Source organism: Sorangium sp. So ce145, assembly GCF_051525985.1.
GTDB lineage: Bacteria > Myxococcota_A > Polyangia > Polyangiales > Polyangiaceae > Sorangium > Sorangium cellulosum_B.
In genome coordinates this window covers 9975797-9998937 of sequence record NZ_CP150315.1, presented here as the reverse complement: position 1 = coordinate 9998937, position 23141 = coordinate 9975797, and the positions used below count along the sequence as shown (strand labels likewise).

Below are 23141 nucleotides of genomic sequence, written 5' to 3'. Positions count from 1 at the left end.
GCGCCGGAATTTCAGGACGTGAACCACGACGATCGCGATCGTACCGCGCGTCGTTTGCAAAGAGATCTTCTTTCGTGCGCCCACGCAACCGCACGTCCACTCACGACGAAGATCGCGCTGGTAGCTCATGAGCCTTTCCAGCGCCCTCGCCGCCGCAGTCCGCTCGTTGGTCGCCGCCGCTGCGCGCACGCTCAGCCCGCCGGCCTGTGCGGGCTGTGACACCCCGATCGCCGATGCCTCGGTGTTCTGCGCCGATTGCGCGCGGACCTCCGTGCCGTACGCAGAGGGGGCGCCGCGAGGAGGAGCGGGCACGCGCGCCGCGGCGGGAGCACCTCTCGTCGCGTTCGCTCCGTTTGGAGGGGCGGTTGCGGAGGGTATCCGGCGCTTCAAGTACGGAGATCGTCCGGATCTCGCGCGCCCGCTCGGCCGGTTGATGCTCTGCGCGGCGCGCGATGCGGAGCTGCGCGTCGACCTCGTTGTCCCGGTGCCGCTTCATCCGCGCCGTCTCGCCGAGCGCGGGTACAACCAGGCCGCCCTGCTGGCCGCGCACGTCGCAGACGGACTCGCGGTGTCCTTCGCGCCACGGGCCCTCCGCCGTGTCCGTCCCACGGCGCAGCAGGCGCAGCTCCCGCGCGATCTCCGCCTGCAGAACGTGGCAGGTGCGTTTCGCGCGCACGCGCCCGAGCGCGTCCAGCGCCGGAGGGTCGCGCTCATCGATGACGTGGCGACCACGGGGGCCACGCTCGCGGCGTGTCGAGATGCGCTCCTCGGCGCGGGCGCAGCTTCGGTGACCTACCTCGTCGTCGCGACCGCCGAGAGCGGGGCGGACGAGCTCAGAAGCTCACCTCCGTCAGCACACCGCACTTGACGCGGACGGTCCTGCCCTCGGTGAGCCATCGCGTGCCGTCGCGCGTCGGCTCGCCGAGTCGAACGAAAAAGCGCCCGCAACGCACCTCGACGGGTCGCTCGCTGGGCCCCACCGGCACGCCCGTCACGTAGACGGTCGCATTCCGGGAGGAGTTGAGCTTGAGCAGGCCGTGGCCCTTTCGCGGCGTCGGCAGAGTCGTCGCTGCAGCGTCGACGGATGTCTGTTGTTGAAGGGCTGCCGTCTCGGTGGCTGGTGGTGCTGGAGGTGCCGCGGCCTCGGTGGCTGGTGGTGCAGGAGGTGCCGCGGCCTCGGTGCTTGGCAGTACTGGCGGTGGTGCAACCTCAGCACGTGGCGTCGGGGATGCGGCCGGCGTCGGCTGTGCCGTGGCGTCGGTCGCGCTCGCCAGCTGCACGGGGGCGGCTGCTTGCTTTGAAGCCACAGCGGTGATGCTTACAGGATCGCCGGTGGTCACGATCGCCGGTCGAGGCGCTCGGCTGCGCGTCGCCAGTTCGGGCAGGCTCGTCTCGAGGGTGTACACCCCCAGCGCAAACAGGATGGTTGCTGTCGCCAGCGCAACTCCGGCGGTGCCGAGCGGCGAGAGCGGCTTCGACAGAGGCGCCGCGACTGACTCAGGTTGAGGCGAAGCCGAACCAGGTTGGTGCGAGGGCGGCTTCGACGGGGGGCCATCGTCCGACCCAGGTTGAGGTACGTCCAACGGGGGGCCATCGTCCGACCCAGGTTGAGGTACGTCCACGCCCGTCGACCCAGGTTGAGGTACATCCGACCCAGGTTGGGGGCCGTCCGAGGGAGCGTCCGCGTCCGTCGAGAACATCGGGCGCCACTTTAGCGGGATCGCTGTCGCGCCGGATTCCCCGGTCGGCGGCCCACCCGCCGGAAGCGCAGGAGCTTCGCCGTCGGAGCCGGTCTCGAGAGCAAGCACGAACGTCGAATGTGTGCTGGAATACATTCGTGTACGTCGTCGCACATCCACTGACGTGGATCCGCAGGAGGTTGCCGCGCGGTCGTCGTGTGCTGGCTGCCGGGGTGCTCGACACCCTCGGGCTCCTGGATCGCTTCCTCTGGCTGCGCGCGAAGCTTCGGCTGCCCGTGCTCTCCGTGTTCACCTACCACCGCATCGCGGACGTCTCGGAGGTGGACGAGCTCGATCCGGGGGTCGCCGAGGTGAGCGCGCGCGAGTTCGAGGAGCAGCTCGCGGTCATCAAGACGCACGGCACCGTGGTGTCCCTCCGGGACGTGCGGCTGCTCGCGAAGGGGCGGAAGCTCCCGCCGAACCCCGTCATGGTCGCGTTCGACGACGGCTACCGTGACAACCACGACGTCGCGTTGCCCCTCCTCGAGCGCGCGGGGGTCACGGCCACGTTCTTCATCGCCACCGGGTACCCCGACAGGGGCCGCCTCTTCTGGTGGGATCGCGTCGCGCTCCTCATGCACCGGTGCCGGCGGGCGCGCGTCGAGATCGCCTACCCTGCGACGCTCGTGCTCGAGCCGCTGCGCGACCCGATCGCCGCGGCGACGCTCGTCTGCCAGACCATCAAGCACACCTCCGGGGTCGACATCGGGCGCCTCTGGGACGAGATCGAGCGCGCCACGGGGGTGTCGATCGACCACGGCGAGGAGCGCGCGCTCGCGACCAGGACGATCATGGACTGGAACCACATCGGGGCGCTGCGCCGGGCGGGCATGGACGTGCAGTCGCACTCGCACAGCCATCGTGTCCTCCAGACGCTCTCGCCCGAAGAGGCGACTCGCGATCTTGCGCGCTCCCGCCGCGTGCTCTCCGACGCCCTGAACGAGGCCGTGCACGCGGTCGCGTACCCCGTCGGATACAGCCTGTGCGGCGCCTTCCATCGCGCCGTGAGGGAGGCCGGCTTCGAGATCGGCTTCACCAACAACTCCGGCCTTTGCATGCTCTCGTCCTTCGACCCCCTGAATTTCCCGCGCATCGCCATGGACCGCGGGCAAATCGGCGCGCTCTTCAAGCTCAAGCTGCTCATCGGCCAGCGGCCCGGCTCTCGGTCCGGCCGCTGATCGAGCAAAGACCGCGCGCCGCTCCGCCGCCGCGCGCCCCGAGCGCCTCCGCTCGCCCGACGCCGCCTCGGCCGGCGCGCGTGTGGCCTGGGCTGTGCACGTGCACGTCGCTGGGCCGGTTCTGCACGCGCGTGGCCTCGATGGGCCAGCAAAGCTGCTGCGCAGCCTGTTCGACGAAGGGGGGCTCCCGTGAAAGGCACAATCCATGAACGCGGCTTCCGCGCCGCCGTCTCCATGCTCGGCGCGGCCTCGCTGATCTCCGCGGCCCTCGCGTCGGGATGCGGCGGCGCGCCGGCGCCCGCCGCCTCCGCGAAGGCGCCCGCGCGGCCCGCGCAGGCATCGCCCGACGGGCAGGGCGCGCAGGGGGCGAGCGTCGAGCAGCGCGAGCAGCGCGAGGCCCAGCGCTCCTGGTGCGTGTACCTCGAGGCGCTCTACCAGCGGGCCACCGAGCAGGCGAAGGGCTGGCCGAAGTTCGAGCAGTGCACGCAGATGACGACGATGGCCTCGCCGAAGATGCTCCGCGCGACCTCGGAGTGCTCGCTGGCAGCGCTGCGGCGCTTCGAGGGCGATCCCTTCACCGCCGCCTATGCGGAGGAGGTGAGCCGCTGCGGCTCCGAGGCCATGACGGCCACCACGCTCCCGCGCGCCGACCTGGCGCCGTACATGGCCGTCCTCTGCGGCCGCCTCGCGGGGTGCGGAGACCTCGACTACGACACCTGCCGGCAGAGCCTGGAGGACGGCCTCGGCCCGCAGCTCGAGCGAGCGATCGGCGCGATGAACAGCCGCGGCCGGCACGAGGTCCGCGCCTGCTTCGGCAAGCTCGCGTGCGGCGGCGATCTCGGCCCCCAGATCTCGGCGTGCCTCGAGCCCATCATGGACGACCTGCTCTGGCTGCCGGGGTGAGCGGCCGCCGCGCCGCGCCCAGGGCGGCGGTCAGCCGGCGGCGCCCGGCAGGCGGCAGCGCGCGATCAGGGGGACATGATCGGACAGCCCTGCGAACGCGCCCTTGTGCCCGAACGGGTGCGTGCCCGTGAAGTCCAGCCACTGGAGGCGCTCGGACGAGTAGACGTGGTCGAGGTGCATGCGGAGGTTCATGAAGCCGGCCGTCGGGAAGGCGCGCGCCTCGGTCTCGGAGAAGCAGCGGACCTTGGCGAACGCGTCCACGAAGCCGATCTCCTCGCGCAGGAACCGATCGACCGGCGAGCCTGGCAGCGAGTTGAAGTCGCCGACCACCACGAAGTTGTCGCTCCGGCGCTCGCGGCGGACGAAATCGGCGAGCACCCTCGCCTCCTCGATCTGATTGGGCCCGAACCCCATCCGCGCCTCGCCTGTCCAGAACTCCCGCGAGAACACGCTCGGCAGGCTGAGGTGGGTGTTGAACACATCGAAGCTCTGCCCGCTCTCGTGCTCGAACGACACGTGCGCGCAGATGCGCGTCTGCTTCAGGCTCTTGACCCCCCGCCGATGGGTGATGTCATGCGGGCGCTCCGCGTTGTGGTGTCCGATGTGGAATGTGTCGCGCGCGAGCACCGCGAGCCCGGTCGTGTAGATGTTCGTCCGCGAGGTAAGCCTGTAGGTGTGCGCGGGGAAGTAGTAGGCGACGTAGCGCTCGCGCCGCTCTGCCTGCGCCAGCGCCGCGTGCAGCTCGGTCATCAGGCGATCGAGCTGGGTCTCCTCCGGGTGCCAGCGCGGGTTCATCGTCGAGGACCTCAGCGACTGGGTCTCGACCTCCTGGAGGCACACGAGATCGGGCAGCGGGGACATCCGCGCGAGCGTCGTCGCGATCCGGGTGATGGCGGCGCTGGTCGAGGCGATGCCCCGCGTCCCGTGCCCGAAGTAGCGGACGTTATAGGAGACGATCCTGAGCGACGTGGCGTCGTCGCGCGGTGTCCCGGGGCCGAGGAGAGCGCCGGGCGCCGCGCGCGTCGACGTCGGGTCCGGTACCCGCTCCGCCGGTGTTGGGCCGCTCGAACGAGGTGGGAGGCGTCGCTCGGTCATGTATCCTCTCGCCCATGGGCAAGAACATCATCGTTTCCGAGGATACCATTCGTGACCTGCTGGAAGCGCATGCCTCCCTCTCCGCCTGGTATTACGAGCTCTGGTCGGCGCTGCGGGTCGCGAAGGCCTCGGCGAGCGCCCCCGATGATGCGGCCCGTGCGGCGTTTGTCGAGCGGATGGCCACGAGCTTTCCGGAGGTCGCGTCGATCGCCCGCTCGATCCAGGTGCCGAGGATGTTCGTCCCGCCGCCGCCCGCGGTGAGCGTGCCCCCCGTCGCGGAGGGCGAAACAGGAGGAGATGAGGCCCCGACGGCGATCGAGCCCGCGCCCGCTCGGCTGCGGGAGCTCCATGGCCAGGCACCCAAGAGCCAGCCAGGCTCGCACCCCACCGATGAGCCCGCCCCTGCGCCGTCACAACCCGCGATCGCTCCTCCACCGATGGTGGTCCCGTCGACAGTGAAATACGACACCTGAGGTCCAGTCCCCGCTCGGCCGGACTCGCGAGCTCTCACCACCAAGGGCACGCCTCGCGTGCTCGCCCTCAGCGCGCCTCGCGCGCTGCTCCTCCGCAGAGCCGTCAGCGCGGCGGGCCGCGGGGGGCCTTGCGACGCGCGAGGAGCTGCTCGGCCTCGGCGGCCCCTGTCATGTCGAACCTGGGGTTCAGATCGAGCGCGTCCCGCACGAGCCGCTCGCCTCGCGCCACGTCCCCCAGGGCGATCCGGATCGCCCCGGCGTGGTAGAGCAAGCGCGCGTCCCTCGTGCCGAGCGCCAGCGCCCTGTCGCTGGCCGCGCGCGCTTCGGCCAGCTTGCCCGCGCGGTACAGCGCCCAGGCGTGGGTGTCCTCGGTGTAGATGTCCGCGCGGACGGCGCGCTCCGCGGCGGCGAGGCGGAGCGCCTCGTCGCGCTCCAGGCCCTTGGTCGCGTAGTACAGCGCGAGGGTCCGGCGGTCCGACCGCTGCCCCGCGTCGACCGCGCCGGCGTAAGCCCGCGCTGCGCCGGCGTGGTCGCCTGCAGCCATCCTGGCGTCGCCGAGCAGCCACGCGATCTCCGCGTCCGGGCTCTGCTGGTGGGCCCGCTCGAGGAGCTCGACGGCGCGGCCCCACGCGCCGCGGGCCAGCGCGACGCGCGCCCTGCCGGCGAGCGCCGGCAGATACCCGGCCTGCGCGGCGAGCGCCCGCTCGAAGCCCAGGTCGGCGCTCTCGTTGTCGCCCTCGTGCCAGAACATCATGGCCGCCTGGGTCAGGGTCCACGCGAGCGCCTCGGGTTCGCCCGGGTCGCCGGCGTCGATCGCGAGGCGGATGATCCGCTTCGCCGTCGCCGCGTCGCCCTGGAGCCACCGCAGGTGTGCGGCCCGCGCGTAGGACGGCAGGCCAGGCCGCTGGTCGACCATCCGCTGCGCCGCGTGCGCCGCGACCTGGAAGGCGCCGAGCGCGAGGGCGGCGTCGCTGAGCGTCCCGAGCGCGAGCGCGTCGCCTTCGTCCCGCGAGAGGACCCGCTCCGCCGCGTCGCGCGCCTCGGTGAACCTGCGCTCGTGGATCAGCACGAGGCCGAGCAGGTTGAGCGACGCGCGATCCTCTGCGGCCAGCGCGAGCCCGACCTCCGCGCACGCGTGAGCTCGGCCGTAGAGCGACGGATCGCCCGAGGCGCGCGCCTTTCGGAGCCACGCGTGGCCGAGCGCGCTCCAGAGATCCGCGCCGCCGGGCGCCTTCGCGATACGTCGGGACAGCGCCTCGATCTCGCGATCGACGGCGCTCGCGCCCGCCGGGGCCGCGAGCGCGAGCGCGCGCGCCGCGTCGAGGCTCGAGGGCGCCGGCGCCTCGGCGGCGCGCCCGGTCGATACCGTCGCGGCCGGGACGGCCTCTGCGCGCGGGCGCTCGGTGCAACCGAGGCTTCCGCTCAGGGCAGCGCAGGCGAAGAGGCAACCCGTTCGTCGCAGCATCGGAGCGCTGACCTCCCCTCGCGCTGGAGCTCCGCCCTGGGCGCGCCGCGGCTCACCTGCGGTGTCACAGGCTGGAGCCGATCGCGAAAGAGCTTGCCTTGCCGGCCTGCGCCGGCAAGCTCGCCGCTCCAGCGCATCGTTCGATCGACCAGCGGCGCGCAGCGCGGAGGAGATCGCATTGCCTGTCCAGACGGATGGCCGCCGCCTGCAGCGGCTCTGCGCCGCGGCGCTGATCGTGCACCTCTGCGCCGCGTGTGCTCGCCGCACCTCGCCGGAGGCGGGCGCGACCGCGGCGCCCTCGCCGGAGGCCGATGCGGCCGCGGCGCCCTCGCCGGAGGCCGATGCGGCCGCGGCGCCCTCGCCGGAGGCCGATGCGGCCGCGGCGCCCTCGCCGGAGGCCGATGCGGCCGCGGCGCCCTCGCTGGCAGGGCCCGCGGAGAATCCGGCGGGCGACGAGATCACCCCCGTCTACGGGAAGGCCGAGGGCGCGCCGGAGCCGCTCGCGGCCCGGCTGTGCGACGCGCTTCACGCGTTGCCCGCACGGCGCAAGGCGGCGTGCTGCGGCGGCGCCGCGGGCTTCCAGGCCGCCGCCGAGTGCGCGCGCGCGCTGAGCGTCGCGGTGCGCGCGCGCGCGGTGACGCTATCGACCGACGAGGTGGGCCGCTGCGTCGAGGCGATGGAACGGTCGCTCGATGGATGCGACTGGGTCTCTCCGCTCGCCGCCCCGGTCCCGCCCGCGTGCGAGGGGATCGTGCGGGGCGCGCTCGACAAGGGGGCCCGGTGCCGGTCGTCGCTCGAGTGCGCGGGCGGGCTGCGCTGCGACGGCGCCGGCCCCACCGACGCGGGCACCTGCCGCGCCCCGCGCGCCGCGGGGCCCTGCGGCCTCTCGGTCGACGCGCTGGCCGCGGTCACCCGGCAGACGCGCTACGCCGAGGCGCACCCCGAGTGCCGCGGCCACTGCGCCGGGCGCGCGTGCACGGACGACGTCCCGCTCGGCGGCCGCTGCGAGGCCCACGCGGCCTGCGGGAGGGGCCGCCGCTGCGTCGACGCGCGCTGCAGCGAGGCGGCGCTGCCCCCCGCCGGCGCCGCCTGCCTCGGCGGGCTCTGCGCGGCCGGCGCGCGCTGCGTGGACGGGCGCTGCGCGGCGCCGAAGGCCGAGGGCGAGGCCTGCGCGCGCGACGGCGAGTGCCGCGCCGCGTGTGTTCGACGAGCGCGCGGGGGCGCCGCGGGCGGCGTGTGCGGGATGCGGTGCGCTGCGCCGTGACAGGCGAGCCGCGCGCGCTGCGCCACGCCGGGCGGCTCAGGGCCGGAAGTGGCCCTGGGTCGCGCCCTCCCAGGCCGTCGCGAGGTAAGGGAAGGCCGGGAGGAACCGCGCGTCGTTCGCGCCCACGCCGTCGCCCGCCGTCGCGCCGAGCGCGCCGGTCAGGACGAGCGTGAGCAGCGCGTCGGTGACGTCGGTCTGCTCGTGATCCGCGCCGGGGACCAGCGCGCGGCCGTTCGGGAAGCCCGACGGCATGCCCAGATCGATCCGGAGCACGTCGCCGACGGTCTCCAGGCTGTGCCCTCCGAGGCTCGCGGGCTTCAGGTTGAAGGCGTCGATGAGGTCGGTCCGGCTCTGCTTCAGCGCTTCGGGATCGAACGCCGCGAGCGGCTGGCCTGCCTGGTAGAGCCCGGCGAACTCGGCGTCCCGCACCAGGATCGGGTTCAGGAAGTAGGCTCCGAAGTTGGCGAGATCGTCGCGCGGGTGCGCGCGGTTGTACTTGTCCTTGTCCTGCAGGCCGATGATCCAGGTGTTGATCAGCGGCAGGCCGACGCGCGACACCTGGACCCAGGGACCGAGGCCATCTTCCTTGCCGTTCGCGCGCAGGATCCGCACCTTGCGGCGGCTCGCGGAGGCCCAGACGCCGAGCGTCTGCCGGTCGCTCGGCCCCGGCGTCGGCTCCGCGCCGCCGTTGACCGCGGCGAGCGGGAGCTCGAGCGCGAGCGTGTGGACGTTGAAGCCGGCGAGGTTGTCGCGCGGGGTGCACGACGGGTTCGGCGCCGCGAGGAGCGGGCACAGCCCCGCCAGATCGGACGCGCGGCCGAGATCCGCGTAGAACCCGTCGTCGCGCGGCCCGGCCCAGGCGCGCCCCGCGCCGCCCGCCATCTGCTTGAGGAACTTCGAGGACGTCGCGAATGCCGGGTAACCGCCGCCGGTGATCCGGTAGGCGAGCTGGTTCGTCCTCCTCCCGATGTTCGGCGGCGCGACCGGGGCGTCCCTCAGGAGCACGGTCGACGCGCCGCCCTCGATCTTCGTCACGGTGTACGTCTGCTCCCCGCCGGCGAGCTGCGAGAAGAACTCGTTGCCGCCGCTCGGCGCCGGCGTGAGCCCCGCTGGATCCGCCGCCACGTACGGCCTGGTCGAGAACCGGAACTGATAGGTCAGCGCGTCCTCGAGGCTCGACGGCCCGCGCGCGATGTGCACCTCGTAGAGCACGTCGTCCGAGAAGCCGTGGAAGTTCGGCCCGCTGGAGGGCTCCTCGAGCGGAATGTAGCTCGCGAGGATCACGAGGTTGCCGCCTTCCACCCACGCGTACAGGTCGGTGTTGTCGGCGGCCGGATCCCTCGCGATGGCCGGCGCCTCGCGGTGGCTCGACGCGGCGGCGAGGCTGGGCGCGCTGAGCGCGACGGACGCCGCGAAGACGGCGACGGCGCGCGACGGTCGGTGGATCATGCGTGCGGGTCCTTCCATCGCTCCTCTGCGGCTCATCGCCTGAGCAGGAACACCGAGCCTCGCTCCTGGGCCCTGTGATCGACGAACGCGAAGACGTCGGCGCCCCTCGCCCGGTGCAGCCCCCCGGGCTCGTCGTGGCCAGGCGCGCCAGCGGCCGTCGCCGAGCGCGCTCCGGACGCCACCTCGATCCACACGACCTCGTCGGCGCCTCGGGTCGGGTCGCGCGTGAGCACGAGCAGCGCCGCGTCGTCGCGCGTCAGCGCGATGCCGCAAGGAGTACCGACGTGGAGCCCGGTCGCGAACGGGCTCACGAAGCCGTCCTCGATCCTGAAGATGGTCGCCGTCTTGTCGGGGCTCGCGAGGGCGTCGCACACGAAGACGTCGCCCCGGCCGGCGACCGCGATCCCGCTCGGGTCGACGAGCGGGCTCCCCTTGGCGAGCGCCGACACCTCGCCGCCGCGCGCCGGCAGCGAGAACACGCCGGGCTGGCCATCGTCGCGATCGCGCCCCGAGAAGATGATCCGCTCCTCGTTGTCCGCGCCGCGGGCGACCTCGAGGCCGCCCGCGCGCAGCCCCGCGCCGCCGTCGATCGGGGCGACGGCGCCGCCCGGCAGGTCGATCGCGAAGAGCGCGCCCGCGTCGTCGAGCGCCGGGTCGCCCGCGCCTGGGTCGGCCACGAAGACGCGACCGCCGTCCGCGCTCGTCGCGATCCCGAGCGGCGCGACGAGCGGCGGACCGGCCGCGATCTCGGCGGCGCCCCCGCCGCCTTGCGCGCCGATCCTGAAGACACCGGCCCTGCCGTCCGCGCCAAGAGCGGTGAAGTACACGTAAGCCCCGGCGACGTCCGGCGTCGCGTCGAACGCGATCGCCGGGACGAGCGGCAATGCCGCATAAGGAGCATCCCCCCCCGCGCCGCCTCCGCCTCCCGTTCCGCTCGCCGCGGTCGTGCCTGGCGCTCCGCCGGTGGAGCCCGCGCTGGTCCGTCCGGGCGGATCCTCCGCGCGGCTGCAGCCCGGGTTGCTCGCGGCGGCCGCGAGCGACGCGACAGCGCACAGCACACCGGCGCTTCGCCGGAAGTCCCCCCTGGCTTCCGTCATGCCTGCTCCTCCCGAGGGCGCCGTTCGTGCGCTCGGCGCGCGGCGCGCTGGCGCACGCGACGCGAGCCGCACGGCGATCGCGCGGCGCTGGACGCCGCCCGTCTTGCCACGGGCCTCCCGGATCGAGTAGGCCGCGGCCGCGCGGCGCGCGACAAAGCCGCGTGCACCCTGCCTCTCGGGTCCGGGGTCGCCTGCTGGCGCTCAGGCCCATGAGCAGCGCCGCCCTGGGGGTCCGGACGGCGTTCCCCCGTCGACCGGCCGACAGCCCCGTTTTATAACGACGTCATGTTCGATGTCGCTCGGTCACTGTACGTACGGGCGTTGGAGGACATCCGTGCGGCGGGTCTCTACAAGGAAGAGCGGATCCTCGCGACGCCGCAGGGGCCGGTGATCCGGACCGAGGGCGGCGCCGGGGTCCTCAACTTCTGCGCGAACAACTACCTTGGCCTGTCGTCGCACCCGGCGGTCATCGCGGCGGCGAAGGAGGCCATCGACACGCACGGCTTCGGCCTCTCCAGCGTGCGCTTCATCTGCGGCACGCAGGACCTCCACCGGCGGCTCGAGTCCAGGATCGCCCGCTTCTTCGGCACCGAGGACGCCATCCTCTACTCGTCGTGCTTCGACGCGAACGGCGGCCTCTTCGAGACGCTCCTCGGCGAGGAGGACGCCGTCATCTCGGACGCGCTGAACCACGCGTCGATCATCGACGGTATCCGCCTCTGCAAGGCCGAGCGGCACCGCTACCCGAACGGGGACATGGCCGCCCTCGAGGACATCCTCCGCGCGACGGCCGGCAAGCGGCTCCGGCTCATCGCCACCGACGGCGTGTTCTCGATGGACGGGTACCTGGCGAAGCTCGATACCATCTGCGATCTCGCCGACAAGTACCGCGCGATGGTGATGGTCGACGACTCGCACGCGACCGGGTTCATCGGGCCGACGGGGCGCGGGACAGCGGAGCTCTGCGGCGTCATGCACCGCGTCGACGTGATCACCTCCACGCTGGGCAAGGCGCTCGGCGGGGCGAGCGGCGGCTTCACGACCGGCCGGCAGCCGATCGTCGACCTGCTGCGGCAGCGATCGCGCCCGTACCTGTTCTCGAACACGCTCGCCCCGGCGATCGCCGGCGCCTCGATCGCCGTGTTCGACCTCATCGACGCGGAGCCCTCGCTGCGCCTTCGGGTGATGGAGAACGCGCGCCGGTTCCGGCAGGGGATGACGCAGGCCGGCTTCACCATCAAGCCCGGCGCCCACCCGATCGTGCCCATCATGCTGGGCGAGGCGCGGCTCGCGAACGAGATGGCGAGGGCGCTGCTCGCCGAGGGCATCTATGTCATCGGCTTCTCGTACCCCGTCGTGCCGAAGGGCGAGGCCCGCATCCGGGTGCAGCTCTCCGCCGCGCACGAGCCCGAGCACGTCGATCAGGCGATCGACGCCTTCCTGCGGGTCGGCCGGCGCCTCGGCGTCGTCGCCTGAGCGGCTCAGTAGCGGAGGATCACCTTCGGGTGGCTCGAGATCGCCTCCTGGAAGGCCGCCGCGTCGTAGTCCTCGAAGTCGAACACCGTCCCCTCGCCCCGGTTCAGGATGACCTCCCAGATGAGGTCGTGGATGTTCGGATCGCGCGACTCGAGCAGGTGGCGCGTGATGTGCCACGTCTCGAAGATGCGCCGGCCGATCACGCTGTGGAGGCTGATGCCGTCCACGATGAGGCGGTCGAAGTTCTCGATCACCGCGTCACCGCTCTTCAGGCCGAAGAGGATCACGTCGCCCCCGCGCCTCGCCGCGTGGATGGCGTTGTTGACGCTGCTGTTCACGCCGCTCATCTCGAGCACGACGTCGACGCCGACGCCGTCCGTGAGCTTCCGGACCCGCTCCGTCAGCTCGGGATCGCTCGCGTGGGGCCGCTCGGGGCTCGCCCGGTGCGGGCGCAGGATCGCGTCGGCGCCCAGGCGGCGGGCCATCTCGGCGTTCCGCTCCGCCGGCTCCACGCCGATGACGTAGATCGCCCCCATCGCGCGGGCGATCGCGATCGCGAACAGGCCGATGGTGCCGCAGCCGAAGATGGCCACGCGCTTGCCGCGGAGGTTCACCTTGGTGCACGCGTGCACGGCGTTGCCGAACGGCTCCTGCACCGCGGCGACCTCGGGCCGGATCCTCGCGATGTCGGTGCGCCAGAGGTTCTTCGCGGGCAGCTTGACGAGCTCGGCGAAGCAGCCATCCTCGCTGATCCCGATGATCTTGTCGTCCGCGCACACGTGGGTGTCGCCGACGCGGCACTGGTAGCAAGCGCCGCAGGCGATGTGGCTCTCGGTCGACACGATGTCGCCGATCTGAAGCCCGAAGGACCGGCGCGCGTCGGTCCCGAGGTCGACCACGCGGCCGAGCAGCTCGTGGCCGATCGTGCGCGTCGCCTTCCGATCGCGCTCGAGCGACGAGAGGATCATGTCCTTGAAGGCGCTGCGGAACCAGATGCCGCGATCCGAGCCGCAGAAGCCCGTCATGATCGGCTTGACGAGGACGCTCGCGCGGTCGTGGTAGTCCCTGGCCTCGTCGATCGCCGGGCGCTCGACCTGATCCTTGGCCAGCCCGACGGTGGACTCCCACGGCTGCTTCTCGCGGTTGTACGTCAGCGCCCACATCGCGTCGCTCATGCACCTGGCTCCTGTTCGGGGTTCGAGGCGCACGCAGCTGGCGCACGGGCGCCTCGGGCAGGTGAAGCGTGGCGCGCGAACGACCGAGCGCCCATCAGAAAATTGCGCTCGGGCTGCCCACGTCTCCGGCGTCTCCCCTCGGCCTCTTCGGCTCGATCCCGCGGCGCCCCGGGCGCACCGGCGGCTCCGTCGCCCTGGACCGGATGACTCGCCGCGTCGACCGCGAGCGCACAAAGACCGCCTGCGCGCTGTCGGGGAGACTGCGCTCCCACGCGCTGCCGGCGCGGCTTCAGCGGCGCTTCGACTGAGGGCGCGCGGGCGGGGGCGGCGGGGTCGTCTCGGAGACGGGGGGCCGCTCGCGGAGGCATTTCTCGAGGCCGTCGTGCAGGGTCGCCTCGTGGGCGCCGGGGAGCTTCGGGCGCCCCATGACGTTCACGAAGAGGCGATCCTGCGCGATGCCGCCGCCGGGGCCGAAGCTCATCCACACGAACATCGCGCGCCCCTTGATGTGATCGAAGGGCACGCCCGCGCCGAGCCCCCCGCGCCAGCTGCGCGAGTCGTGGCTGTTGTTGCGGTTGTCGCCCATCACCCACGCCTCTTCGGCGGCCACCTTGAAGGGGCCTTGGAGATCGCCGCAGACGCCGCCCCGGCACGTGGAGCCCGGCGTGCAGTCGTCGCTCTCCACGCACATCATGCCGTCGGGGTTCTTCTCGTAGAGCGTGAAGTACGACTTGTCTCCGAGGTACTCGACGAACAGCTCCGCTTGCCGGCCCTCGTAGTGGTAGGGGCCGACGTGACAGTGGGGGACGAGCCAGCCGTTGATGACGGGGCGGCCGTTGATCGCCTCCAGCGTGTCGCCGGGGATGGCGATCGTCCGCTTGATGAAGTCCTGCTCCTTGTTCTCGGGGAACTTGAACACCATCACGTCCCCGCGCGACGGCGGCAGGCGAGGGAAGAGGCGCTGGTCGGTCCAGGGGATGAGCGGGCCGTAGGTGAACTTGTTGACGAAGATGTGGTCGCCGACCATCAGGGTCGGGATCATCGAGCCGCTCGGGATCTTGAACGCCTCGACGACGAAGGCGCGCAGGAGGAGCGCGACGGCGACGGCGATGCCGATCGACTCCGCGTACTCGCGCATCTCGCCCTTGCGCCAGCGGCCGAGGTGCTCGCCGACCGCGCGATCGGCGCGGCTGTGGGCGGCGTCGAACTCGTCCGCGTCGAACGTCTCGGCGCTCATCGCGCGCTCGAGCGCCGCGATCGCCTGCGTCACCTGCTCGCGCTCGCCGCTCGTCAGCTCGCGCTCGACGTCGCGCTTGCGGCTGCGCAGGATCCGGTGGGCCTCCTCGAGGAGCGCCGCGGCGTCCTCGAAGCGAGCGCGCGCCTTCGGCGGGATGTCCCGGCGGCCGCCGACGCCGATCGCCGACGCGAACGGCAGCTCGTGGCGGAACCGCCAGAGGATCATCGCGAAGATCGTGAAGAGCACGATGCCCGCCGGGATCTGCTGCTCGCCGACGAAGACCCGGAGCGGCTGGGAGCTCCCTCCCTGGGCCGGCGGGGTGAGCAGCCAGACGTTCAGGACCGCCAGCGCGAAGGGAACGATGCAGATCCACACGAGGTGGAACAGGAAGCGCAGCGGCGCCCGGCCGTCCCTGCCCCCTGGCGGAGGAGAGCTGCCAGTCGAGCGCGGGTCTGCGCCGCCTGTCGCCTTGGCCGCGCTGGCGCGGGGCTCCGAGCTCGCGCTTCCCCTCATCGAGGGTCTGAACTCCGAGCTTGCGGGCCGGTTGGCCGCGACCGACGGGACGCTCTGGGGTTGATCATCGGGGCGCGGCGGCAAGAGAGAGCTTATGTATACGCCGGCCCTCGCCGCGGCAAGTGCGCAGGCGTGGCGGGCGACGCGTGGTCCGTCGGCGTCGTCGCCCGCGTGTCCTCGTTCGCCCTCGTTGCCCTTGTTCGCCCCTCGTTCGCCCCTCGTTCGCCCCTCGTTCGCCCCTCGTTCGCCCCGGTCAGGGCGCGTCTCCGACCTCGACGGCGTAGCTCACGAGGGCCGCGCGGTCGTCGCGGGCGTACGTCGTTGGCTGCGTCCGCCCCGCGGCGCTCGTGTTGTCGATGACCAGGTAGTATTGCCCCTTGGGCAGCGGCACCGTTCGCCGCCAGGGGGCGCCGGAGTACACCGGCTCGTCGAGCAGGGCCGCCGCTGTCAGGGGCGCCGGCGCGGGCTGCGTCAGGTACGCCTGGAGCCACGGCTCCCCGGTGCCTCGAGGCACGAGGATGACGTCCACGCCGGGCGCGCCCTCGACGGCGATCGTGAGCGTCAGGGCCTCGCCGCTGCCCGCGATCTCCAGCGGGCCGATCATATCGCGCTGCTCCTGGTGCACCTCGGTGCGCTCGTTTGCCAGGAGCAGCTTGCCGTTGTTGCGGCGCTCGTACGGAGCGTCGGGCCGCTTCCCCTTCTCGATGATGCCGAGCCCGAACTGCACGGCGCCGTCGTCGTCGCGGATGACGGTGAACCCCCGGGCGATCTCGGTCTTCAGGAGCTGGGCGCCGAGCGCGTTCGCGTACGCGCTGCCCTGGGCGAGCGACACGCCGCCGAGCGAGATCGCGGCGGGCTGCTCGATGAGCTTGGTCGTGAAGCTCGCCGCCGTCGTCGAGCGCTGGCGGAAGTAGACGTACATCGTGTCGCCATCCATCAGGAAGTCGTGGTCGTACTCGACGGCCGCGCTCGCATCGAAGCTCATGCGCTTCGTCAGGTTCGTCCAGACGACGCCGCTCCCCCCGAACTGGAGGAGCAGGTGCCCGTTCGCGAGCTCCTGGGCGACGCACGAGCCCGGGTAGAACCGGCCCGTCACCGGATCCTCGTCGCGGAGGCGCAGCGGCACGCTCCGCTTCCGCATCTCGGTGCAGAGCTGGCTCGTCGCGAAGGCGAGGATGGCCCTGCGGAGAGACAGGTTTCCCGGATCGTTCACGACGCCGGGCATCACGCCGAGCGCGCCTTGGCCGCACGCGCCGCACACCGTTCCGAGCAGCGAGAGACAGAGCGCGAGGCCGAGCGCGCGCAGCGCGGCGGTGCGGAAGAGCATGGGCGCAGCATAGTCGAAACACCGGCGGGTCGAGCGGCGCGCCGTCGGCCCCCGCGCGCCGTGAGGCGCGCCGCCGTCGGCCCCCGCGCGCGGGTGGTGGTAGGGTCACTGCCATGGCGAACGTCGCAGTCATCGGGGCCGGCGCGTGGGGGACGGCGCTGGCGAAGTTGCTGGCGGACAAGGGCAACCCCACCGCGCTCTGGGCGCACCACGGCGAGCTCGCCGAGCGCATCGGCCGCGAGCGCCAGAACGACCGGTACCTGCCGGGCGTGGAGCTGCCCGCGAGCCTGCGGGCGACGGGCGATCTCGAGGACGCGCTCCGCGGCGCGGAGCTCGCCGTCGTGGTCGTCCCGTCGCACGCGCTGCGCGAGGTCGTCCGGGAGGCAGGGCGCCACATCCCCCGCGACGCGCTCGTGTGCAGCGCGACGAAGGGCATCGAGAACGACTCGCTGATGCTGATGAGCGAGGTGCTGGTCGACGAGCTCGGGCGCGAGGCCGAGCCGCGGCTCTCGTACCTGTCGGGCCCGAGCTTCGCGCGCGAGGTCGCGGCCGGCCAGCCGACCACGGTCGTGGTCGCTGGCAGGAGCGAGCGGGAGACGCACGCGGTGCAGCGCATGTTCGCGACCGACAGGTTCCGGGTCTACTCGTCCGATGACGTCGTGGGCGTCGAGGTCGGTGGCGCCCTCAAGAACGTCATCGCCATCGCCGCCGGCATCTGCGACGGCCTCGGCTTCGGCCACAACGCGCGCGCCGGCCTCGTCACGCGCGGCCTCGCGGAGATCGGCCGCGTGGCGGCGGCGAAGGGGGCGAACCCGCTCACGCTCGCCGGCCTCTCCGGGATGGGCGACCTGGTGCTCACGTGCACGGGCGAGCTGTCGCGCAACCGCACCGTCGGGATCGAGATGGGCAGGGGACGGAAGCTCGACGAGATCCTCGCCGGCCTCGGCCACGTCGCCGAGGGCGTGAAGACCGCAAAGAGCGCGCACGACCTCGCGGACAAGCTGGGCGTGAGCGCGCCGATTACGGTCGAGGTGTACCGGATGCTGTACGAGGGGAAGCCGCCGCAGCGGGCCGTCGTGGACCTCATGACCCGCGCTCTCACGAGAGAGTGAGACGCGGGGCCGGCTCGCGGGAAGGCGCTTTCTCGCGCTGCCGCGCGCCTCGCCTCTCGCGAGCGTGTAAAGTGGCGGCGCGATGCACACGCGACCTCTCGTGAGTCTCCTCTCCGCGCTCCTCCTGTCCAGCGTCAGCTCGACGGCCGCTGCCCAGTACGGCGCGCCGCCCTACGGTGGTCAGCAGGGCGGCGGGTACGGCGGTCAGTACGGCGGTCAGTACGGAGGCCAGTACGGCGGCGGGTACGGAGGCCAGTACGGCGGCTACGGGTACGCCCCGCAGAAGAAGAGCGAGCCCAAATCGACGCCGCTCGAGGTCGGCTACCTCTACGCCACCTCCGTGGCCTACGGCGTGGGGACCGGCATCTGGATCGACGCGCTCGCCGGAATCGACGATCCCGGCGCGCAGTTCATCGCGCCGGCGCTCCTCGGCGTCGCGGCGCCGGTCGGCGTCTACTTCCTCGACTCGCCGCCGATGCCGCGCGGCATGCCGTCCGCGATCGCCACGGGCATGGTGATCGGCGCGGGCGAGGGGCTCGGCATCGCGTCCTACCAGTACGTCAGCGCGCGGAAGGGCAAGGAGTGGGGCTTCCTCGGGCTCGCGACCGCCGAGGTGATCGGCTCCACCGTCGGCGGCGCGGCGGGCTGGGGTTTCTACTATCTCCTCCGGCCCAAGCCGCAGACCAACATGCTCGTCGCCTCGGGCGCGGTGTGGGGCTCGCTCATCGGCAGCGCGTTCGGGGCCGCCGCCAGCAACGGCGACTGGAGCGAGTCGAACGACAGCATCTCGCTCGGGGGCCTCATCGGGTTCAACGTCGCGACCGCGGGCGCCGTCGGCCTGTCCGTCGCGTGGACGCCCTCGTGGAACCAGCTCGCGTGGATGTGGGGCGGGCTCGGCATCGGCACGGTGGTGTCGTTGCCCATCTACCTCGCGTACATCGGGAGCGATCATGACCCCCGCCGCGGCCTCATCGCCCAGGGCGCGGCGGGCACCCTCGGCCTCGTCGCGGGCGCCTTGTTCCTCGGGAGGCCGGACTCGAGCGCCTCCGTCGCCCTGGACGACCAGGAAGATCGTGGCCGTCCCCCGTTCGCGCGCGTGCTCGGCGGCAGCCTCACGCCTTATCGAGGCGGGCTCGGCGCCGTCGTCGTCGGAGAGCTCTGGTAAGCCGCGGTGTGCCGTCCAACACGGCTGCATGAGGCCGCGGCACGCCTGCTATGCTGCCCTCGATGCCGACCCTGAAGTATTTCGCCTCCGAGGGCGCGCCACGCCTCTACAGCGTCCACAAGCCGGTCACGACGATCGGCAAGGCGCTCGGAAACGACGTCGCGGTCGCGGGGTCAGGGGTGCTGGACCATCACGCGCAGATCGTGTTCGACGGACGCGATTTCGTGCTGGAGGAGTGCGAGCGCGACGGGGAGATCGCGATCAACGGCAAGAAGAAGCGGCGCGCCCGCCTGGTGCACGGCGACCGCCTCCAGCTCGGCACGGTCGAGGTCGGCTTCTCGATGTTCGCCGAGGCGCCGACCGTCCAGGAGCGGCTCCCGGCGTGCGACGGCGGGGCCGAGCGGCTCGCGCCGCTGCAGGGCTCGTCGGAGCTCGCCGGCGTCCGCAAGCTGTTCGCCTTCAGCGAGAAGCTCATCAACCGGCGCAGCGTCGACGAGCTCCTCGAGGCGATGCTCGACGACGTCATCGAGCTAACGCACGCCGACAAGGGCTTCCTCCTGCTCCTCGAGGGGGCGGAGGCGGCGGCCGACACGGCGGTCAACGGCGGCGCTCCGGCCGCGCCGGCCGCTGGCGGCGACCGCAAGCTGGCGGTGCGCGCGTCGCGCAACATCCGCAAGGAGGCCATCACCGACGCGGCCGGGGGGATCTCGGACAGCATCGTGCGTCAGGTCATCGTCTCGGGCCGCCCGGTGATCGTCTCCGACGCGCTCGCCGACACGCAGTTCGGCCGGAGCGACAGCGTCATCGCGATGAAGCTCTCCAGCGTGATGTGCGCGCCGCTCCTGTCGCAGGGCCAGATCATCGGCGCGCTCTACGTCGGCAACGACAAGATCAAGCACCTCTTCGACCGCGCCCAGCTCGACCTGCTCAGCATCTTCGCGTCCCAGGCCTCGCTCATCCTCCAGAACGCGATGCTCCTGAACGCCCTCAGGGCCGACAAGGCCAAGCTCGTCGCCGAGCTGCACGACAAGAAGTTCGGCGAGATCATCGGCGCCTGCCCGTCGATGCTCGAGGTGTTCCGCAAGCTGCAGAAGGTCGCGGCGACGGACATCAGCGTGCTCATCACGGGCGAGACGGGCACCGGGAAGGAGCTCATCGCGCGGGAGCTGCACCGGCGCAGCCCGCGCGACGGCGGCCCCTTCGTCACCATCAACTGCGGCGCGATCCCCGAGAACCTCATCGAGAGCGAGCTCTTCGGCCACGTGAAGGGCGCCTTCACCGGCGCCATCGCCAGCCGCCCGGGCAAGTTCCAGATCGCCGACAAGGGCACGCTGTTCCTCGACGAGATCGGCGAGCTGCCGCTGAACCTCCAGGTGAAGCTCCTCCGCGCGCTCCAGGAGCGGGTCGTCTTCCGCGTCGGCGACTCGAAGCCCGAGAAGGTCGACATCCGCATCGTCGCCGCCACGAACAGGAACCTCGAGGAGGAGATCCGCGCCGGCAATTTCCGGGAGGATCTCTACTACCGGCTCAACGTCGTGAACCTGTGGCTCCCGCCGCTCCGCGAGCGCGGCGACGACGTGCTCATCATCGCCAAGGTCCTGCTCTCGAAGTACGCCGACGAGCTCGGCAGCGCCGTGCGAGGCTTCAGCCCGGCCGCGCTCTCCGCGATCAAGAAGTACCCCTGGCCGGGCAACATCCGGCAGCTCGAGAACCGCATCAAGAAGGCGCTCGTCCTCTGCGACCAGGCGCTCCTCGCCGTGGAGGACCTCGATCTCGGCCCGGGCGCCGAGACGGCCATCATGCCGCTGGAGAAGGCCAAGGAGGAGTTCCAGCGGCGGTACGTGCTGGAGGCGCTCGAGCGCAACAACGGCAACCGCACGCAGACGGCACGCGACCTCGGCGTCGACCCGCGCACCATCTTCCGCTACCTCGAGAAGGAGCAGAACCCGATGCCGAGCGGGGCCGGCGGCGTGGCCCGCGATCCGACCGAAGCGTGATGGACTACAACCCCGAAGGGCCCTTCGCAGATCCCTGTCCCACCAAGACCCGCGCCGACCTGGAGTGGGATCGCGTCCTCGAGGCGCTCGCGGAGCGATGCGCGTCCCGGGGCGGGAAGCGGCTGGCCCGGGCCCTGCCGTTCGCGTCGACGCGCGCCGAGGCCCTGACCGCGCTCGCGGAGGTGCGCGAGGCGGTGGAGCTCGCCCGGGCCGGGGAGCCGGTGCCGTCGCGCGACGTCGCGGAGCTCGAGGACGCGCTCGATCGGGCCCGCATCGGCGCGGCGCTCGCGAACGAGGAGCTGCGCGCCGTGCTCGGCCTCCTCGAGGCCGCGCGGACGTCGCGGCAGTACCTGCAGAGCCGGCGCCAGATCGCGCCCGCGCTCCACGCCGCGTGCGCGACCAACCCCGAGCTCGACGCCGTCGCGCGCGAGCTCGCGGCGGCGTTCGATCCGGACGGCACGCTCGCCGATCGCGCGTCGCCTCGCCTGGAGGCGCTGCGCGCGGAGCGGCGCGCGGTGCGCGAGCGGCTCGTCCGGCGCCTCGAGGACCTCATCCAGAAGCACGAGGACATCCTCCAGGACCGCTACTGGACGGAGCGCGACGGGCGCTACGTGCTGCCGGTGCGATCCGACGCGCACGAGCGCTTCCCCGGCATCGTCCACGCGACGAGCGCGAGCGGCGCCACCGTGTTCGTGGAGCCCCGGGTGCTCGTCGAGACGGGCAACCGGATGAAGATGGTCGACGCCGAGGTCGCGCGGGAGGAGCTGGCGATCTACGCGGCGCTCACCGCCCGCGTGGCCGAGGACGTCGAGAGCGTCGCGGCCGCCGCCCGCGCGCTGGCCCACGCCGACGTGCGGGCCGCGGCGGCGCGGCTCGCGGAGGACCTCGACCTCACCTTCCCGGACGTCCCGGAGGACGCCTTCGGGGCCGGGCGGGGCGCCTCGGAGGGCGGATCGAGGCCGACCTCCATCGCCCTCAACGGCGGCCGCCATCCGCTCCTCGCGCTCGACGGCGTGAAGGTCGTCGCGAGCGACCTCGCGATGAGCGCGGGGCGCGCGATGATCGTCTCCGGACCGAACGCCGGCGGCAAGACCGTGGCCCTGAAGACGCTCGGGCTCGCGGCGCTGATGGTGCGCGCGGGCCTGCCGGTCGCGGCCAGGGAGGGCTCTCGCGTCGCGCTCTTCGACGTCGTGCTGACCGACGTCGGCGACGAGCAGAACCTCCACAAGAACCTGTCGACCTTCAGCGCCCACGTGAAGAACCTGGGGCTGATCCTCGGCGAGACGCGCCCCGGCGCGCTCGTCCTGCTCGACGAGCTCGCCGGCGGCACCGATCCGCGCGAGGGCGAGGCGCTCGCCGCGGCCGTGCTCGACGCGCTGTGCGCGCGCGGGGGCACCGTCGCCAGCACCACGCATTACGAGGGCCTCAAGGCGCTCGCGCTCGGGGACCAGCGCTTCGAGAACGCCTCGGTCGGCTTCGATCTCGCCACCATGAGCCCGACCTTCCGGCTCGTCGTCGGCGTGCCCGGCGCCTCGAGCGCGCTCGCGGTCGCGCGGCGGTTCGGCATCCCGGGCGCCGTGCTCGAGCGGGCCGAGCGCTTCCTCACGAAGGAGGCGGTCACCTTCGAGCAGATGGTCGAGAAGCTCTCCGCCGAGCGCCGCGCGCTCGAGCTCGCGCGCGAGGACGCCGCGCGGGAGGCGGCCGCCTCCCGCGCGAAGCGGCGGGAGCTCGAGGCGGAGATCGAGCGGCTCCGGGACAAGGAGCGCGGCGTGATCACGCGGGAGGGGGAGGCGCTGCTCGCCAGCCTGCGGCGCGCGCGCGAGGACCTCAAGGCGGCGCAGGCGCGCCTGCGCGGCAAGCCCACCGAGGAGGACGTGCGCGCGGCCGCTCGCGCCATGGACGCGGTGGGGCAGAAGACGTCGATCGGCGGCGAGCTCGAGCTGCGCCCGAAGGACGAGCCGCAGGCGCGGCCGGCGATCGATCCGGCCGCCATCCGCGTCGGCGCCCGCGTCTACGTGCCTCGCTTGCGGGCCGAGGCCGAGGTGGTGGAGGTCCTCTCGGGCGGCCAGCTGCGGGTCACCGCCGGCTCGCTCAAGCTCACGACCTCGATCGCCGAGCTGCGCGGCACCGGCGCGCCGCCGGCCGCCGCGGCGCCCCCGCAGCGCCGCGTCGATCTGGACGCCGCCGCCGACCCCGACGTCCCGATCCAGACGGCGGACAACACCGTGGATCTCCGCGGCCTGCGCGCGCACGAGGCGGTCGCCATGGCCGAGCAGTTCCTCGACCGCTCGCTCGGCGCGGGCCGCAAGGTCACGTTCTTCGTCCACGGGCACGGCACGGGCGCCCTGCGCGACGCCGTCCGCGAGGCGCTGCGCGGGAGCCCTTACGTGGCGCGCCTCCGCCCGGGCGGCCCGAGCGAGGGCGGCGACGGCGTGACGGTCGCCTGGCTGAAGTGGTGAGCGAGGCGCGCGCCCGA

Annotated in this window: 17 protein-coding genes; 10 read left to right on the top strand and 7 right to left on the bottom strand. The window is 72.7% G+C overall.

The window, feature by feature from the left end; translation table 11 throughout:
* Positions 1 to 127: 127 nt before the first annotated feature.
* The 3 genes from WMF34_RS37000 to WMF34_RS36990 all read left to right on the top strand — a co-directional run bounded on the left by WMF34_RS37000 (position 128) and on the right by WMF34_RS36990 (position 3820).
* Positions 128 to 868 (top strand): ComF family protein, encoded by a 741-nt coding sequence (locus WMF34_RS37000; protein ID WP_012239896.1) that lies wholly within the window; start codon positions 128 to 130, stop codon positions 866 to 868.
* 1044 nt (positions 869 to 1912) lie between these two features.
* Positions 1913 to 2917: a polysaccharide deacetylase family protein gene (locus WMF34_RS36995; RefSeq protein WP_437990765.1), complete on the top strand. Its 1005-nt coding sequence runs from the start codon at positions 1913 to 1915 to the stop codon at positions 2915 to 2917.
* 189 nt (positions 2918 to 3106) lie between these two features.
* Positions 3107 to 3820, top strand: a complete 714-nt coding sequence (locus tag WMF34_RS36990) for a hypothetical protein (RefSeq protein ID WP_437990764.1) — start codon at positions 3107 to 3109, stop codon at positions 3818 to 3820.
* A gap of 30 nt (positions 3821 to 3850) precedes the next feature.
* On the opposite strand, the gene WMF34_RS36985 is transcribed toward WMF34_RS36990, so the two are convergent.
* Complete coding sequence (locus WMF34_RS36985) at positions 3851 to 4915, bottom strand: endonuclease/exonuclease/phosphatase family protein (protein ID WP_437990763.1); 1065 nt, start codon at positions 4913 to 4915, stop codon at positions 3851 to 3853.
* Between the two features lie 14 nt (positions 4916 to 4929).
* On the opposite strand from WMF34_RS36985, the gene WMF34_RS36980 reads away from it, so the two are divergent.
* Positions 4930 to 5388, top strand: coding sequence for a hypothetical protein (locus WMF34_RS36980; protein WP_437990762.1), 459 nt, complete (start codon positions 4930 to 4932; stop codon positions 5386 to 5388).
* A gap of 103 nt (positions 5389 to 5491) precedes the next feature.
* On the opposite strand, the gene WMF34_RS36975 is transcribed toward WMF34_RS36980, so the two are convergent.
* On the bottom strand, positions 5492 to 6853 hold the full coding sequence (locus WMF34_RS36975) for a tetratricopeptide repeat protein (RefSeq protein WP_437990761.1): 1362 nt from the start codon (positions 6851 to 6853) through the stop codon (positions 5492 to 5494).
* Positions 6854 to 7031: 178 nt separating this feature from the next.
* On the opposite strand from WMF34_RS36975, the gene WMF34_RS36970 reads away from it, so the two are divergent.
* Entirely contained in the window at positions 7032 to 8117 is a 1086-nt protein-coding gene (locus tag WMF34_RS36970) for a hypothetical protein (RefSeq protein ID WP_437990760.1), read from the top strand.
* A gap of 36 nt (positions 8118 to 8153) precedes the next feature.
* Here the strand turns inward: WMF34_RS36970 and WMF34_RS36965 are convergent, their stop codons facing one another.
* A complete protein-coding gene (locus WMF34_RS36965; RefSeq protein WP_437990759.1) occupies positions 8154 to 9566 on the bottom strand; it encodes a DUF4331 domain-containing protein in 1413 nt (470 codons plus the stop codon).
* A 32-nt stretch (positions 9567 to 9598) separates the two neighbouring features.
* Positions 9599 to 10663 carry a hypothetical protein gene (locus WMF34_RS36960; RefSeq protein ID WP_437990758.1) on the bottom strand — a complete coding sequence of 355 codons (1065 nt, stop codon included), beginning with the start codon at positions 10661 to 10663 and terminating at the stop codon, positions 9599 to 9601.
* Between the two features lie 285 nt (positions 10664 to 10948).
* Between WMF34_RS36960 and kbl the strand changes: the two genes are divergently transcribed.
* The gene (gene kbl, locus WMF34_RS36955) at positions 10949 to 12139 is read left to right on the top strand and encodes a glycine C-acetyltransferase (RefSeq protein ID WP_044966702.1); all 1191 of its coding nucleotides are present in this window, start codon (positions 10949 to 10951) and stop codon (positions 12137 to 12139) included.
* Positions 12140 to 12144: 5 nt separating this feature from the next.
* Here the strand turns inward: kbl and WMF34_RS36950 are convergent, their stop codons facing one another.
* From WMF34_RS36950 to WMF34_RS36940, 3 genes are all read right to left on the bottom strand, one after another.
* The gene (locus tag WMF34_RS36950; RefSeq protein WP_437990757.1) at positions 12145 to 13314 is read right to left on the bottom strand and encodes a zinc-binding dehydrogenase; all 1170 of its coding nucleotides are present in this window, start codon (positions 13312 to 13314) and stop codon (positions 12145 to 12147) included.
* Positions 13315 to 13603: 289 nt separating this feature from the next.
* Entirely contained in the window at positions 13604 to 15064 is a 1461-nt protein-coding gene (lepB, locus tag WMF34_RS36945) for a signal peptidase I (protein WP_437990756.1), read from the bottom strand.
* 253 nt (positions 15065 to 15317) lie between these two features.
* The gene (locus WMF34_RS36940) at positions 15318 to 16391 is read right to left on the bottom strand and encodes a hypothetical protein (protein ID WP_012239882.1); all 1074 of its coding nucleotides are present in this window, start codon (positions 16389 to 16391) and stop codon (positions 15318 to 15320) included.
* A 113-nt stretch (positions 16392 to 16504) separates the two neighbouring features.
* On the opposite strand from WMF34_RS36940, the gene WMF34_RS36935 reads away from it, so the two are divergent.
* The 4 genes from WMF34_RS36935 (at position 16505) to WMF34_RS36920 (ending at position 23124) form a co-directional block, all read left to right on the top strand.
* Entirely contained in the window at positions 16505 to 17503 is a 999-nt protein-coding gene (locus WMF34_RS36935; protein WP_012239881.1) for an NAD(P)H-dependent glycerol-3-phosphate dehydrogenase, read from the top strand.
* Positions 17504 to 17585: 82 nt separating this feature from the next.
* Entirely contained in the window at positions 17586 to 18668 is a 1083-nt protein-coding gene (locus WMF34_RS36930; protein ID WP_437990755.1) for a hypothetical protein, read from the top strand.
* 50 nt (positions 18669 to 18718) lie between these two features.
* Complete coding sequence (locus tag WMF34_RS36925) at positions 18719 to 20665, top strand: sigma 54-interacting transcriptional regulator (RefSeq protein WP_437990754.1); 1947 nt, start codon at positions 18719 to 18721, stop codon at positions 20663 to 20665.
* Positions 20665 to 23124, top strand: a complete 2460-nt coding sequence (locus tag WMF34_RS36920) for an endonuclease MutS2 (protein ID WP_044966698.1) — start codon at positions 20665 to 20667, stop codon at positions 23122 to 23124. The genes WMF34_RS36925 and WMF34_RS36920 overlap by 1 nt, the downstream gene beginning before the upstream one ends.
* Positions 23125 to 23141 lie beyond the last annotated feature (17 nt).